The sequence below is a fragment of the Vibrio sp. zbq_1 genome (assembly GCF_043102935.1).
Lineage (GTDB): Bacteria > Pseudomonadota > Gammaproteobacteria > Enterobacterales > Vibrionaceae > Vibrio > Vibrio parahaemolyticus.
The window spans coordinates 69084-85295 of the sequence record NZ_JBICJH010000026.1 but is presented as its reverse complement, the minus strand read 5'-3'; the positions used below and the strand labels follow the sequence as shown (position 1 = coordinate 85295).

Sequence of the window (16212 nt, the reverse complement as noted above, 5' to 3'; positions counted from 1 at the left end):
TCTTACGGTAATTTGATCCAGATTAAAAAAGCCAACAGGTTTCCCTATTGGCTTTTCGCGTTCAATTTAAACAGTGGAACTAACCTAGAGCAGGTAATACACCTAAAGTAATTAGCACTTGCGCTAAAACGATGCCCGTACCCGCTATACCAGTGACGACCAGCGCTCCTTGCCCACCTGCGACACGATATTCACCTGAGAAATCATCGGAACGACGAACCTTGATCACCATGACAAGAGGAAGGAAAATCGCAAGAATAGCCAATGCAATTGCCGCGTAACCCAGCGCCATAATGAAGCCTTGTGGGTAAAAAAGCGCAAAACCAAGTGGTGGAGTAAACGTAATCACTGCAGCTAACAAGCGATTTGGTTTCTCACTTTTGCCTTTGATCGTATCACCTAAAAATTCGAACAAACCTAAGCTCACACCTAAAAACGAGGTGAGAAGTGCAAGGTCGGCAAATACACCTACAATGCTGCTCAAGTTGGATTTGTGAACAGTTTGAGATAATTGACCAATAAGTGCACTCAAGCCACCGTTTTCAATAAGCGCATCTTGGCTTACTACGCCTAAGGTAACGATTTGCCAGAAAATGTAGATAACTAAAGGAATCGTCGAACCAACAATAACCGCTTTGCGCAAAGATGACGTATCGCCATCTAGGTAGTTTACGATTGCAGGAATACTGCCGTGGAAACCAAACGATGTGAAAATCACTGGAATCGCCGCAACAATAAGTCCCTGTTCGATAGGCATGCTTAGCAAGTATGACTCGGTAACGTTTGGCGCTAAAAATGACAGTACCGCAACCATCGCGACTAGCTTTAACGCAAACAACACGCGGTTTACTTTATCAACTGTTCCTGTACCAATAGTCACCACTAAAGTAACGATCAGAGTGAAAATCACTGTCGCTGTCGGGCCAGAAATGTCTAACTCAAACCACTGAGATAAGCGGTCACCAAATTGGGCACCGCCACCAGCGATGTATGCCGCACACAATGAGTAGAACAAAAATAGCATCGCAAAACTGGCAACCCACTTACCCTTTTGACCAAGGATTTGTTTCGCCAAGGTATGAAGTGTTGCACTACTTTCAGCATATTGGTGAAGTTCAAGCATCAGTAACGCAGTAAAGGCCATCAATGCCCACAAACTCAACATGATGATCAGTGATGTAGTAAAACCAATGCCAGCGGAGGCAAGAGGAAGAGCTAGCATACCAGCCCCAATTGTAGTACCAGCAATAATTAGGGTACTACCAAACACTTTAGAACGACTCATTGTATATTTATCTTTACATCTTATTGGCGGTTATCAGCATCAGATCGGGCAACGGCGCACCAAAACTGACACCATCTTTGTAATAAACACGATATTGTAGGATCTTTGAGAGAAGATCAAGCAAAGTGTAAGGATAAAAAACCACGACCGTAAAATTATGTTTACACAATACAATCTAAGCGCTTATTTCTATCAATAAGCGAGCGCATTCTTCAGAATTCATAAACTTGGGAACGGGGTAATTCCAATGTGCCTCTTTCAGAATCAGGTCAACCAAGTCTTCGATATCATCTTGTTTTATGGCTGTTGTGCATTTTTCGATACCAATAGCATCGTACAAGGATTCAATCTGTACCAAGAAATGCTCAGCACTTGGTTTGTCTTTCGTATTGATATTGGTCTTCTCGGCAAGCGTTCTTAGCTCATCTTCAATTTCAGGCAAAGAGAACTTTAAGACGGGTAGCAACGCTAATCCATTTGCCATGCCATGTGGCAAACCATACCTTGCCCCTAAGTTGTGCGCAAAAGCATGCACGTACCCTAGACTTGCCTTGGTAAAAGCTAACCCTGCGTAGTAAGACGCCATGGCCATTTTGTATCGAGCTTCAATATCTCCCCCCTGAGCCACTGCTTTGGGTAAATAACGAAATATCAATTTGATTGCAGCGACTGAATACGCTTGAGTTTCTGGTGTCGCATTGCGCGAAATGTAGGCTTCTACCGCATGAGTTAACGCATCAATCCCTGTGTCAGCAGTGATTTTGGCTGGCAAACCGATAAGCAAGTCAGGATCGAGCGCGGCCATAATCGGCACCAGTTTCGGGTCCATCAAGGGCGTTTTTAAATGTGTGTCTGGGTCTGAAACCACTGCCGCGATCGTCACTTCAGAACCAGTGCCAGAAGTGGTTGGAATAACAAACAGAGGCGCTGGGGTTCGCCATACTTTGAAAAGTCCTGAGAGCTTTTTGATTGAGCGCTTGTTACTTACTCTTGCAGCAATCACTTTTGCACAGTCAATGGCAGATCCGCCACCTAACGCCAAAATGGCTTCCGATTGAGAGGCGTTGTAAACACGTAATCCATCTTCCACTTGATCGTAAGTTGGGTCTGGTTTTACTTCAGAAAACACGCCCACCTGTAAACCCAACCCCTGCGTTTGCTCCAAGACTTTACCTACCATACCGATTCGAACTAATCCCTCATCGGTCACTAGCAACAAACGTCGAAAACCTAGATCAGATATCGCCTCCAACAACTCAGATACGGCTCCCGAACCAGAAAACAGCGTCGGCCGTGGAAGTGGCAGCACATGCGCGGCGATTTTTAGCCCTTTGGTGTAACTGCGATACAAACAATGTTTCAACATACAAATTCCTTTTGAGTTGGAGCAATTAGTCTAGTAGTTTTTTCAGGCAACTCTTCTTTGCGGCTTCACAAATTCGCAATCGAGTCGTTTACCTTTTCTTCCTTTAACTCATTGAGCTAATTAAGAAACAAAATGGGGATATTTTCTTTCCTACAGTGACCACCACAATAGGTATTCCATCTGCACCGTCCTTACGAATTACATTGAGAGTGGCAGCAAAACGTGCACCGTCACTTTGAGGCCGAAAACCCTAAAGTCGTCTCTCCCCCTTTGTGTGCTGATGTTTTAGTCAAAAGTAGAAATAAGAATACGTTGCATCATGATTTATTGTCGTTTTCAAAGAAGTCAACCAAAGCAACAAGAATCTTTTAAAACCAATACTCAGCTCAAAGAACTGACGTTAAACAGTGAGCTTCGAGTGATATTCTTATGCAACTAGGATTATTATCTACGCCATAATTAAAATTACGTCCAAATAGCCCACCTTTAAGGGTTCTTTTCGCTGTCGCGCCCTTTCTCTAAATATCAGGCCATGATGTCGGTTTGCGTGGGCTTAAAAACATGTCGGTATAAATAATGAAGCATTCTTCCTCTCCCGATGCTATTGCGGGTTTTGAAGTCGATCTAAAACAAGCACTTATCTGGGTCGCCCGTGCACTCGACTATGTAGGTGTCGATGACACTCACCACAGTCACCGCGTCGCATACATCGCCTACCAATGTGCTCTAGCCTTAAATTGGGATTTAAAGAAAGCAGAGTTTTGTTACTTTGCAGGCATGATTCACGATTGTGGCGTCTCTGAAACGCAAGAACATAAAATGCTGCTGGACGAGCTCATCCCTCAAGATGCCAAAGCACACTGTCTGCGCGGCTACCAAACGCTCAAACAATGTCGCCTTTTAAGTCAATTTGCCGTTCCAGTGCTTTATCACCACACCCATTGGGATGAGCTGCAACATCTCGACCTGCCTGAATTCGAAAAAGACGTTGCGGCCCTACTCTACCTTTCTGATCGACTAGACTTCATGCGTGCACGCTATGTAATGAACTGCCACTGTGACATTGTCACGCTGCATGAGGAATTGATTGCAGAATGTGTATTGGCGAATGCTGGCACCTTATTTAATCCCGTTATGTGCGAAGCTATGGTTAAGCTCATCATGACCGACGGATTTTGGTTCGCAATGGAATCAGAAAACATCGAAACCATTGGTCTGAATTTTAAGAGCATTGATTGGTTACAAAAACAGTTAACCATTTGGGACATGAACAGCCTTGGATTATTTCTGGCGCGCATTGTCGATGCGAAAAGCCCATTTACTTATCAACACTCGCAGAAAGTTGCTGAGTTATCGCGCTATTTGGCGGGCAAATTAGGACTCGATGAACACGACCAAGAAATGCTGTTTATTGCCGGTTTGGTTCACGACATAGGTAAGCTAAAGACGCCGGATGAAATTCTACATAAGGAAGGCGCGCTCAGTAAGCAGGAATACACGAGAATCAAACGACATACGATAGATACTCAACTTGCGCTGCATAAGGTGTTCCCAAACGCCAAAATCGCAGAATGGGCTTCAAATCACCATGAACGCTTGGACGGCTCTGGCTACCCTTACCATAAAACAGCAGAAGAACTCGACATCCCTTCTCGCATTATTGCCGTTGCCGATGTGTTTCAGGCACTATCGCAAGATCGCCCTTATCGAGGACGAATGAGCCAAACACAAATTGCTGAGATCATGGATGACCTAATTGAGCAGAATAAACTCTGCGCTCACGTCTATGAAGTGTTAGAGCAGAATATGACGGCTTGCTACAACATATCTATTTGCCACTAAAAGCCGATTTCCGGACATTAAAAAGGGCGCATCACGCGCCCTTTTTAGTATTTAGTGCCTAGATGTTAACTCGCGATATCCAGAAGGTTATCTCTCACACCATTAATTCTGAACCAGCCTGCGATACTGAAACGCTCCGCGTTAGTCGGCAGCACTTCATGAGGAAACTGTTCAGATAAGAACACCAGTAGACGCCCCCCACGAGGCGGTATTGTCGCGATTTCTTTGTCATTGAGGTCATAGACGACCAGTTCGCCCGCGTCCTCTTCACTCCAAGATTCATTCATGTAGAACACCGTGGTTAAGCGACGGTTTTCGTTCCCTTTAAAGCAATCAAGGTGTTTTTGGTAAAAATCGCCTTTTTCGTACTTTGCAAAGTGTGCTTCATACTCAAACAAACCCAAGAAAAAATGGCGGTTAACCTCTTGTCGAATCTCTTCCATTTTGCTCAAATAATTCGCGATTGGCTGGCCCATAGCTGGTTTTAACCATTGAATTTTGTCACTGCGAATTGATTCAATTCGGGTCACATCATCATTTCGACCAATGCGTGCTTTCTTCCAATTATCCGGTATGCAATCACGTAATTGGGTTACTTCGTCTTCAGAAAGAAAGTCATCCCAAATGTAGTAACCATCCGTTGCTAACGCATCGATCAGCTTGTTCATTTATTTTATTCACTCGTGTGGATTGGGCGGTTTATATAAAAAATTCAATCCAATGCAACAAATGCAACTTTTTGTCGAAACGACAAATTCTGAATCAGTAAATAAAATTGAAAGAAAAGCACACAAAAAACCGCTCTCTTGAGCGGCTAAATTAATAAGTTATCGGGCACCATAGACCACGGTTGGTTGATGCATCGGTCTGATTCGCTGGATAGTTCGGCGTTGTTTGTTCTTTAGTTGGATGTGACTGAGTTCCAGCACTAAACCAAACGCCATCGCAAAGTACACATACCCTTTATTGATATGGATTGCGAAGCCTTCGGCCATCAGCAAGCCACCCAGCAATACTAGGAACAGTAGCGCTAAGGTTTTGAAACCAGGGTAACGGGTAACTAGGTTATTGATCTTCTCAGCAGTCATAACCATGACCAATGCAGAAGCAATAATTGCAGCAACCATAAGTGGTACTTCACTTGTTAAACCGACTGCTGTGATGACAGAGTCCATCGAGAATACCGCATCAACCGCAACGATTTGTAACAAAACCACCGCCAATCCCGTGCGTACATGGTTAGAGTGATTGGTTTCGTTGTGAGTTAACCAGCTCCAAAGCTCTTTTAAGCTTTTCGCTAACAAAAACGCACCACCCAAGATCATTATCATATCTCGACCTGTCACCGCATGGTCTGCAACGCTAAATAGTGGCTGTGTAAGTTGCATGATCCATGTGATAGAAAACACCAATCCAATACGCGCTAACACCGCGAGACCAATACCTAGATTTCGTGCGAGCTTTCTCTGGTGGGATGGCAATCTTTCACATAAAACGGAAATAAAAACGACGTTATCTACGCCTAAAACAACTTCGAGAGCAAATAAGGTGGCAAATATCACCCATGCTTCAGGCTGCATGAAAAGTTCTAACATGAGTATGCCTCCTGAGAGTGGAAGCGATACGGAGAAGGGTTCAGTCGACTAAAGGGGTCGTCCATTAATTATTTATACCTCTGTTACTTAGGGATCTAGAGTTAAGCACCTCTTGGTTTGCAACACAATACTCTTTTCAACACAAAAACTAGTGTCTTTATTTGTGCTCTAAAGGATTCTTTCCATCTCACCCCTCATCTGTTTATCACTCGGAAAAGTTTATAGTGTAGGCTTAAGGAACATCCCCATTCGGAACGCTTCTATATCAAGCATATTCAGATATTCGGCAAATAAAACGACAAGTCTGCCAAGCATCTTTTATCAAATAAAGCCAACAATGGACCTTAAGCTATTCCATTGAGCTCAAAGAAAAAGATGCTATTTTTACTCAGTGATCAATAGTAAAAATTTGTTTCATGCTGATATACTGGCAGAAATCACAAGAAATCATCGCTCTCATGGATTATATCGCTCTATCGCGCATTAGCTTAAAACACCTCACCGTCCTTCACATGTTGCTGACAACTCACAGTGTCACTCAGGCGGCCGAGCGACTTTGTGTGACGCCTTCTAGTGTCAGTAAAACGTTAAGCCAGTTGCGTGAAACGCTCAAAGATGATCTTTTCTATCGTGATGGTACGCGTTTGGTGCCCACACCATTTGCGTTGAATATTGGCCCGTCCATTCACGGTATTCTGTCTAGTATGAACGGCCTATTGCACCAAGGTTCATTCAACCCAGCTTATTATCAAGGTACGTTTTCTCTGTCGATGAGAGGCAGTTCTTTTGAGCTGTTTGCTCCCGTGTTAACGCGCATTTCTCAACAGTTGGGGAACAATGCTCACTTAAGCGTCCATGCAAAAGAAGAGATGAGTTTTGATTCACTAGTGAGAGGACAAGTCGACTTTTTGTTGCTGCCGCATGACATCAGCCAGCCGCCAACTCAAAATAAAGACTTGGTTTGGCAAACAATCTTGAAAGATGAAATGGTGTGTTTAATGGGCGAATCAAACCCGTTAGCTAAAGCGCCCCTGTCGATTGAAGGCTATCTTTGCGCTCGCCACATCGGGATTCACGATAAAGATCTTTCTCAGCCTTACTTCGAGCAAAACCTCACTCAGCAGCATTCAAAACGTAATATGGCGATGCGTGTGGCAGATTTCGGTTCGGCAGCCGTCATGTGCCATCATTCCGATTATCTATTTACATGTTCAAAACTTTGGGCGGGAGTCGCACATCAAGCGAAAGGTTTAGTGCAGCGCTCTTTACCGTTTGATTACGGGCAAGTGGCTTACAGCTTGGTGTGGAACAAAGCGAGTCTCAATGATCCTGCTCTGAGATGGCTACAACAACAATTGCTTGATGCTTGTAAAGAGCTCGAAGGCTGCGGTGTGTAAAGATAAGAGGCAGCTCTAAACGCATACGGAAGGAACAGCGATAGGACGATCAACAAACTTTCCAAGCTGTTTCTTTAGTTGCTCTATCTCTTCTTTTGAACACTTGTCCCAGCTACGTGCCTCTCCTACCACGCCATGATGTTGAAAGGCATTGAGGCGAACGTGTACCGAGCTTGGTAGCGCATTAAGATACCGCCCTACCGATTCGATTTCCGTATCTAAGTCACTTTTACCAGGAATATGCAGAAGACGTACTTCGTGCAGCTTTTGTTGTTCTGCAAGAAACTCAATCGTCTGAAAAACTCGGTGATGTTCTCGGCCAGTTAACCAACGATGTGTGTCGGTTTGCCACGATTTTAAATCAATCATTGCGCCATCCATAAAAGGTAAGACACGCAACCATCCCGAGACTGACAATGAACCATTGCTGTCGATGAAACAGGTGAGGTGCTGTAGTTCAGGATCCCGCTTGATCCCTTTAAACAGCTCAATAATGAAAGGAAGTTGTAAGGTAGATTCCCCACCGGATACCGTCACACCGCTAATAAAAAAGCGTTGTTTTCGTATCAAATCGAGCATTGTCGGCACAGAGTAGTCAGTAATTTTTGGATTAGATTGGTTCTGACATATCTCTATACAATGATCGCAGTGGGTGCACTCCTCTTTAAGCCAAACAACGTTGTTGCTTTCGTCGAACTTCAATGCGCCTGCCGGACACTCTGCAACACAATCACCACAGTGATTACAATGGTTGATAGTGTGAGGGTTGTGACAGTTCAAACACTGATAGTTACAACCTTGTAGAAAGATGACTAGACGATTTCCTGGCCCATCAACACAAGAGAAAGGAAGGATACGAGTTACTTTCGCCAAAAGGCTTTCACTTCGTCTAGACATCTTGTTCTTTCCGTCACCAGTTACTTGTAGACTGGCGACATTTCTTGGCTCACCACTCGTGGTGAACGCTCTAAAATTCCTGTGTTTTTCGCCGCTTCAGCGCCCAAAAACGTCGTATTAGTACGGGAACCTTCTGCTTCGTATTTCGCGATATCAGATAACTTCACCATATAACCGGTCACTCGAACTAAATCATTCGATGCGACGTTTGCGGTGAACTCTCGATACCCCGCGTTCAACGCGCCCTTGCATAAATTGAACATGGCTTCTGGGTTTGACTTCACCGTTTCATCAATCGTTAGAATATCGCTGATACCCGCTCGATAATATTGATGATGCGCCGCAGTTGCTTGTACATAAGTAACAGGGTCTGGCTCGTTACCGTAAGGAAGGCGCACTCCTGGCGTCACATCCAGATCTAGACTGATACCACCTTGAGCATGCAACAACGCTTTGCCCTCTAAGCCATATCTCACAGGCGTAGAATCAACCAATTTCGCTAGTGTCGCTGAAATTTCGTGGCCTAATGCATTTGCATGTTCGTCTTGTCCGTAGAGGGAAGTTTGCCCTTCTTTTTCAAGAAGTAAGTTGACCGCTTCAGCCATACCATAAATGCCGTACATTGGCGCAAAGCGTGACTCTTCAATCAAGCCTTCTTGGGTTAAGAAGCCTTGGAAGAACTGTGATTGTTCATGCAAGTGCGAGCTTCTTGCATCCATCAACTCCGTCATTAGTTGATGATACGTCGGTAATACATTACTGAAAAAATCGTCGCGACTTGCTGCACGTTTCGCCACTTCTTTTAGATTCATGCGTACAAGCGTGTTTGAACCACCAGCTAGCGGGAGTGAGTTGTAGCAACTGACGATACCAAACCGCGCTCCGTCATAAGCATTTGCGTGAATTGGGTAATTCGCAATATGAGGCTTGCTACAGTCACAAATATTTTTCGTCGCCTGACGTAACAAATCATCTGGTGTGATCGATTCGTCGTACATAAACGTGAGATTTGGTGCAATTTGCTTGAGCTCTGCGTCCACACGCAAAATAGTGCGACAGATAATGTTGTCTGTCGGCCCGATATTCACGTGCATGAAGGCATCCGGCAACGTGCGATCCAACATGATCCAGAAATGTCGAAGTTTTTTGTAAATCTGCGCTTCAGTTTGGTCGCCTACATAAGGCATCAGGACGTCGTCTAACTGCCCTAAATACACGGGAATATTGGTAACAGACGGCACATGATGATAGATGATGGTAAGCATATTTAGCGCATCATCAAAATCTTCTGCAGATGACAACTCCAAATACTCAGAGCCTTGAGATAAAAACTTAGCATAGTCAGGTAAAACGTAACGCGGTTTAAAAGGCGCATGACCTTCAAACATGTCACAGATTACGCCATCGCTCATCGCTTCACGAAGTGCTTCAGAAATGGGCATGTATGGAATACATGCTTCGGCTTCTAAAGCGAGAAAGTTAGACTTCTGTTTCGGAGACAAACGGCCGTCAGTTGCGATATTGAGAAAACGCTGTTGGAGTTCAGATAGGCTTGTCATCAAGGATGTTCCTGCAAAAAAGACCACGACATCTGGATCTGGGTAGGTACAGACCATTACCCCTAAAGGGCTAGATTGAATTTTACGCCTAGTTAAGCCTTGCCACTAATGAAAAAAAACAAACCGTTAATTTCCATATTGGAAATAAGCTATCCCTAAATTAGGGGTTACATCACAATCTAGCTGCGATTCGCCGTGGATAGCATCACACCAGCACTGATAAACACCCCACCCGTTAAACGATTGAACAACTTAGCTCGTCCTGCTTCAAATAACCAATTGGATGTTTTCACCCCTAATAAAGCGTAAAAGGTTAACCAGCTCAATTCGAATACTACGAACGTACCCGCGAAAATCGCATATTGGGTCAACAGCGAAGCGGTTGGGTCAATGAATTGTGGGAATAGTGCCGTAAAGAAAATAATGGCTTTCGGATTACTGGAACCAACGATAAAACCACTGGTATAGGCGCTGACGTGGCTGGTTGACACCTGTGCAGAACCGGACTTCGAAAAATCGTTTTGTTTTGATCGAAATGCTTGAATGCCTAACCAAATCAAATATGCCGCACCACACCATTTGATGATGTTAAACACGAACTCAGAAGACGCAATCACAACGCCTAAACCTGTAAAAGAAAGGGTAAGAATGATGGTGATCGCACTTAAACTGCCTAGAGCCGTCGTCAGTGCGAGGCGAAAACCGCTGCTGACGCCTTTACTTAAGCAAAGTAGAGAACTTGGCCCAGGAGAAGCAGTGAGAACGAGTATCGCGAGAGTGTAGTAAATCCAAGTATCGAGTTGCATTGGCGCTCCTTTCCAATCATGGTTTGATGCCACAGATTAAGCCTTAAGCTAAGTGATGTAGCATCGACGCTTCTATCCTTGAAACGTATTTTTGAGGCAAATGCGCAATCCTAATTGCGCATTAATTATGCAACCAAAATACTCGCTATATGCAATAGTGTAAAGAAAATAGTCAGTAATGATTCAAGCTAAGCACTGATTTAGTCATAGAACGGTTTTGGATCGATTTCTAAAGATGAAGGCGCTATCGCTCTTTCAATTTTGTGCGTACTTGTTTTTAAATCCACCATTGCGACATCAATGTATCGTTTGTACTTACGGGAGTAGAAACATTTCACTTCTGGCTTTAACGCTTGAGATGGATTCGAAGACCACACAATACCCACTCGGCCATCACTGAGTTCCACGATAGAACCTACTGGATACACACCAATGCAGTTAATGAACTTGTAAACCAGATCATGGTCGAGATGGAAAGGCGTTAGACTGAGCAAAATCTTAAATGCTTCTGCTGAGCTCATGCCTTTTTTGTAGCAACGATCAGCGGTGAGTGCATCATATATATCGACGATACAACTCATGCGACCATGAATCGGAATCTCGTCGTCCGATAGTCCGCGCGGATACCCTGTTCCATCAAGCTTTTCATGATGCATTAAACACACGTCTCGGCTGACATCGCTCAACCCTTTCACTTCAACGATGATCTCGCCCGCGAAGACTTGGTGCAACTTCATGTGCTCAAACTCTTCTGGCGTTAAACGCGCTGGCTTGTGAAGAATTTTATCGTCCACTTTGATTTTACCTACATCGTGAATGATGCCACCAATCGCCAATTGCTTGAGGGTATCTTTGTCTAAGCCTAAGTGTTTGCCGAACGAAACCAGCAGACAGGCGACATTTACTGAATGCTCGAGTAAATAAGAATCTTTCTGGCGCAATGCAGAAACACACTGCAAAGCGTCTGAATCAATAAATACACTTTCGATCATGTCATCCGCCCACGATTCAATCTCGTCGACTTGGATAACTTTGCCTTCAAAAGTTTGGTTGAGAAGTTTCTGCGCTAGGCCTTTTGCTTCCGCAATCAGCTTTTTAGCACGCTTGTGTTGGACTTCTCGCGAGCGATACGCACGTTGTACTTTGCTTGATACGGAAAGCGTTTTATCCCCTACTTCGATATCGATAGGTTCTTCGACGGGTTTGAATACGCACTGCTGAGCAGAAAGTGATTGATCAACCCAAACGAATTTCACGCCACTTGCGCGAAGCTTTTTAATGCCTTCTGCGCTCGAAACTCGACCAGCATTGGCTAAATTGACTCGTTTGTTATGCTCTATCGCGGTAACAAACATGCCGACAGCAACATCTGCGATTGCAATTTTAATTGAGTCTTCTGGGTTGTACTGCATATGGTGACATTTATTAAATACTATTAGGTAACGCGTGCATTATAAAAGATATCGCGCATAGCTGTTATAAGAATCCTCAATTCATTTCAATTAATGAGCATTCAATCAATTAATAGAGCGATTCACTTCATAAAACCATTTTATTTTTATGGACTTAGCTCAAGAAATGACAGCATTATTAACTAATTTTAATAATTTGAGGAATGCATCAATAACTATTTCATATAAACACGATTTACTGTTGACTAAGTTTTATAAATATCGATGATCAGCAAGTTAAACTGAACGAAGTTTTATTCATTTGAAAGCGCAAGAACATGACTGTCTACTATTTTAAATTAGCATTTGTATCTTAATAATGCGCATGATTACTTCATTTCCCTGTTACAGGAACGCCCACTCATCTCTGTTGCCAGTAAGGCACGAGGAGGACATGTCTTGACCACCATTTTTGATCAACAGGCCTCAGACAATGATCGCGAGTTTCTCAAGATCGTCGAAGAACGCTTTATTCATATCTTTGATGTGTTCAACGAAGGCCTCTTCTACATGGACGAGTTCGGGACGATGGTTTTCTACAATCAGGGATTTTATGAGCAACTTGGAATCAATGCTGGACGCATCAACCTAGATCGTTGGTTGGATTTGGTGCATCCGTTGGATAGGGAAAGATTGTCCAAGCGCGTCGATGCCCACATTAATACCGACAATAAGCGCGTCACAACCACTTACCGCCTGCGCAAACCCAACGGGCAATACGTTTGGATTGAAGGCGTTGCGATGACCAAAGAAACTGAGCATGGCCATTATATGGTGGGTAGCCATCGCGACATTTCTGAACGTAAATTAATGGAAAGCTACATTCATCAAGTCGCGTTCCATGATAACGCCTCAGGTATGGCAAACCGCGCGCATTTGCTGCTTGATATTGAAGAACACGTCTGTTCGACAGACACGCCAACGTCGATTTGCTACATCCAAATCAATGAGATCAAATCCTATCTGAACCAGTACGGCAATGAACTGGTCAATGGTTTGGTGGAAAAGCTGCTGCAAACGCTCAGTCATCTGCCATCCCCCAACTGCTCAGTGTATCGCGTACATGATGACGATTTCGCAATTTTAATTCAGGACGATTGCTCAATAGACACGCTTCAAGCTTACGCTGAGACGATAAAACAAACCTATCACGAAGCCGTGGTGGAAGAAGGCCAGTATCTTGGCAGTAACATCAGCATTGGCTTGTACCCTTGTATCGACCCTGCGCACTCTGCGGATGAAATTTTGCGTAAAGCTGCAAGAACATGCCAATACGCCAGTGAACAAAATAAAGATAGGATTGCCATTTACAGCCAACGCACTCAACACGCGGTAGATCGTTACTTTTTTATCGAACAAGGTTTGAAAAGCGCACTAGAAAAGCAAACCTTGAGTGTGAAGTTTCAACCAATCATTAATGCAAAAAGCTCCGAAGTGGTGAGTTTTGAATCTCTCGTTCGCTGGCGTAGCAAAGAGTTTGGCGAAATTTATCCCGATGAGTTTATTCCCGTAGCCGAGAACAAAGGCTTGATCGTCGAGCTAGGCTATCAAGTGTTCGCGAAAGCTTGTCAGTTCATAAAACAATACCGTGAACGCTACCAAAATGAAGTAAGAGTGAACGTAAACGTCTCCGTTCTGCAGCTTATGAATGGTGAGTTTCCCTCAAGAATCAAAGCCATGGCTGACGAGGCTGGCGTCGCACCTCAGTCTATCGTGCTAGAGCTCACCGAAACATTCATTTTGGATAACAACCAAACGGCTATGGCCCCCTTAAACACGCTTCGTGAGTTGGGCTTTGCGTTGTCTTTGGATGACTTTGGTTCCGGGTACAGTTCTTTAAACTGCTTCTTTGATTTACCGATGACGCAGATAAAAATCGATAAATCGATGGCTTGGAAAACGCTGACAAACCACTCTTCGCGAGAGTACCTAAAGTTTTTGATTGCAATGTGCCACGAGAACAATATTGAGGTAGTGATTGAAGGCATTGAGGATGCGAAGATGTGCGACTTCTTTACTCAGATGGGCGTCGACTATTTACAAGGTTACTGGTTCTCAAAACCCTTGTCTGTCGCAAGTGCTAGCCGATATTCATTGAATTCATAGTTCGAATTTTGGAATTCTCACCTGTTCCGCACAGCCACCGTTTAGTTACCGGTTTTTACATCGAAACAGAACGTGGCTGTGGCGAAAACTCAGGTTAACTTTACCCACCTATCTTAAGCGGTCAAACACAACGTTTTGATCTAAGTGCTCGTGATATTGCGTGTAATCGAGCCCCATATCAAAAATGTATTGTGTAACGAGGTTTCTTACGCACTCAATCAACTGATTGGCTTGCCAAGGCTTTTCGAAATATCGATCGATGCCCGCAGAGTTAATCGCATTGATCGTATCAGTGTGCGTGGCCTGCCCAGTCAACAAGACTTTGCGAGTGCGAACAAAGCGGCTGTCTTTGGAAATTTCCGTCAGCAGCTCAACACCCGTTTTACCTGGCATCACGTGATCCGAAATAATTAACGCGATCATTTCACCATCTGCATCAAGCTCATCCATCAGCTCAAGCACTTCATCAGCAGACTCACAATCCTCAATATTCAACCATTTATTCAACGGTTCTAGATCTTGTAGAACCGCACTTAATACCTCTCGTTGGTCATCAACGCAAATTAAATTAAGCTTCTCCATGTTCACCCTCTACCGGTAATTTGATTCTAAAAATGGTCTTTTCACTGTCACTTTTTACGACAATGGAACCGTTGTAACCTGCAATAATTCGTTTAACGATCGAGAGCCCAAGCCCCAACCCAAAAGACAATCCGCCCTTCTTCGTTGTAAAGTTCGGCCTAAAGATTTTTCGGCGTGTGGCCTCATCAATTTCAGGGCCGTTGTTGGCGATCGTGACTAAAATCTTTCCTTTGCTCACGCGTGTATGAATTTCAATGGTCGGCGACTCAATGTTAATCATCGCATCGCACGCATTTTTTAAAATATTCACCCAAATTTGAACAAGCTCAGTTTGCGATCCAACAAAAATCGGCAGTTCTGCAGGGCTGAAACGCACACTAACGCGCCTCAAATCACTCTGCAGCAACGCCAACGCACGATTTATCGAATCATTGATGTTGATGGCCTCATCAAGGTCGATATCCGTTCTGCCCAATTGCTTAACGGAACGAACAATGCCCACCGTATGCTTAGACGCGATACGCAAGTCATGCAGGTCTCGCCCAACTTGCCAGTAACGAATCGCCTCTTCTGGCCTTTTTAACCAATGCTCCGAGAGGTAGTTACTCGGCACGGCTCGCGCTAAATCACGCGCCAACTCTTTAGGCAACCCATAATATTTTTCGAAATGACGACCGCGCTTTCTCGCTTCACTAGACGATACTTTTTGCCCTTGCATCAAACCAAAATCAAAGAACTGACTCGCCTCTGGATGCACTTCTTCAAGCAGCGTCATAATGACGGACTCTAAACGCTCCGACTTACTGCTGACCACACCAATCGCATTGTTAAGTTCGTGTGCGATACCTGCAGCTAACTGACCGAGTGTTGTCATTTGCTCTGCGGTGTGGAGCTTTTGCAGCGCCTTTTCTTTTGCTATCGCTTCTTGCATCGCGCGGCGCTGACGGCGAGACAACTCATTCACCATAACGGGCATAAACTGTGTGGTTAATGGCCCGTAAGTTTCTTCTTCAACGGCTGGCGTATCGCGTTCTATCCACGCAAGTTCTACATCGGTTTGTGCAACAACCGTAGATGAGGCAGTCCATGTTCCTGAAAAAAAACTGTGCACTCCAATAAATGCCCCTTGAGAAGCAGAAAATACCTGAATGGGCTTTCTGTCTTCGTCCGCATAGAAGCCAGCAAGCTCGCCAGAGAGCACATAGTATAGACGGTCGTTGTAGCCTTGCTGTTCGATCAATACGGAGCCGGCCAACACAGTCAGCCGACGTTCGATATGATTAAAGTAGCGTTCTACTAACGCATCTAACTTGGTTTCGTACATGT

At 44.2% G+C, this 16212-nt stretch carries 13 protein-coding genes; 3 read left to right on the top strand and 10 right to left on the bottom strand.

The features are described 5' to 3' along the window. Nucleotides 1-79: 79 nt before the first annotated feature. The gene (locus ACF8CV_RS13000) at nt 80-1285 is read right to left on the bottom strand and encodes an aromatic amino acid transport family protein (protein WP_005455065.1); all 1206 of its coding nucleotides are present in this window, start codon (nt 1283-1285) and stop codon (nt 80-82) included. Between the two features lie 175 nt (nt 1286-1460). Further along, entirely contained in the window at nt 1461-2651 is a 1191-nt protein-coding gene (locus tag ACF8CV_RS12995) for an iron-containing alcohol dehydrogenase (RefSeq protein WP_138938718.1), read from the bottom strand. Between the two features lie 576 nt (nt 2652-3227). Here ACF8CV_RS12995 and ACF8CV_RS12990 point away from each other — a divergent pair. Next, on the top strand, nt 3228-4493 hold the full coding sequence (locus tag ACF8CV_RS12990) for an HD-GYP domain-containing protein (RefSeq protein WP_005480753.1): 1266 nt from the start codon (nt 3228-3230) through the stop codon (nt 4491-4493). 65 nt (nt 4494-4558) lie between these two features. Here the strand turns inward: ACF8CV_RS12990 and ACF8CV_RS12985 are convergent, their stop codons facing one another. Both ACF8CV_RS12985 and ACF8CV_RS12980 read right to left on the bottom strand, forming a co-directional pair. Then, entirely contained in the window at nt 4559-5161 is a 603-nt protein-coding gene (locus ACF8CV_RS12985) for a 2OG-Fe(II) oxygenase (protein WP_005454888.1), read from the bottom strand. A gap of 159 nt (nt 5162-5320) precedes the next feature. Further along, nucleotides 5321-6088, bottom strand: a complete 768-nt coding sequence (locus tag ACF8CV_RS12980; protein ID WP_392417250.1) for a TerC family protein — start codon at nt 6086-6088, stop codon at nt 5321-5323. A gap of 458 nt (nt 6089-6546) precedes the next feature. On the opposite strand from ACF8CV_RS12980, the gene ACF8CV_RS12975 reads away from it, so the two are divergent. After that, nucleotides 6547-7485: a LysR family transcriptional regulator gene (locus tag ACF8CV_RS12975; RefSeq protein WP_025525319.1), complete on the top strand. Its 939-nt coding sequence runs from the start codon at nt 6547-6549 to the stop codon at nt 7483-7485. Nucleotides 7486-7500: 15 nt separating this feature from the next. Here ACF8CV_RS12975 and ACF8CV_RS12970 read toward each other — a convergent pair whose 3' ends face one another. The 4 genes from ACF8CV_RS12970 to ACF8CV_RS12955 form a co-directional block, all read right to left on the bottom strand. Next, nucleotides 7501-8382 (bottom strand): YjjW family glycine radical enzyme activase, encoded by an 882-nt coding sequence (locus ACF8CV_RS12970; protein ID WP_025525318.1) that lies wholly within the window; start codon nt 8380-8382, stop codon nt 7501-7503. Nucleotides 8383-8402: 20 nt separating this feature from the next. Beyond that, nucleotides 8403-9941, bottom strand: coding sequence for a YjjI family glycine radical enzyme (locus ACF8CV_RS12965; RefSeq protein WP_196216418.1), 1539 nt, complete (start codon nt 9939-9941; stop codon nt 8403-8405). Nucleotides 9942-10120: 179 nt separating this feature from the next. Continuing rightward, on the bottom strand, nt 10121-10747 hold the full coding sequence (locus tag ACF8CV_RS12960; RefSeq protein ID WP_025509711.1) for a LysE family translocator: 627 nt from the start codon (nt 10745-10747) through the stop codon (nt 10121-10123). A 200-nt stretch (nt 10748-10947) separates the two neighbouring features. After that, entirely contained in the window at nt 10948-12159 is a 1212-nt protein-coding gene (locus ACF8CV_RS12955) for an HD-GYP domain-containing protein (RefSeq protein WP_031416109.1), read from the bottom strand. A 345-nt stretch (nt 12160-12504) separates the two neighbouring features. Here ACF8CV_RS12955 and scrG point away from each other — a divergent pair, with 345 nt between their 5' ends. After that, nucleotides 12505-14304 carry a regulatory protein ScrG gene (gene scrG / locus ACF8CV_RS12950; RefSeq protein ID WP_011105816.1) on the top strand — a complete coding sequence of 600 codons (1800 nt, stop codon included), beginning with the start codon at nt 12505-12507 and terminating at the stop codon, nt 14302-14304. A gap of 108 nt (nt 14305-14412) precedes the next feature. On the opposite strand, the gene ACF8CV_RS12945 is transcribed toward scrG, so the two are convergent. After that, nucleotides 14413-14886 (bottom strand): response regulator, encoded by a 474-nt coding sequence (locus tag ACF8CV_RS12945; protein ID WP_005454901.1) that lies wholly within the window; start codon nt 14884-14886, stop codon nt 14413-14415. Then, nucleotides 14873-16210, bottom strand: coding sequence for a sensor histidine kinase (locus tag ACF8CV_RS12940; RefSeq protein ID WP_029850843.1), 1338 nt, complete (start codon nt 16208-16210; stop codon nt 14873-14875). Before ACF8CV_RS12940 ends, ACF8CV_RS12945 begins: the two co-directional genes overlap by 14 nt. Nucleotides 16211-16212: the final 2 nt, after the last annotated feature.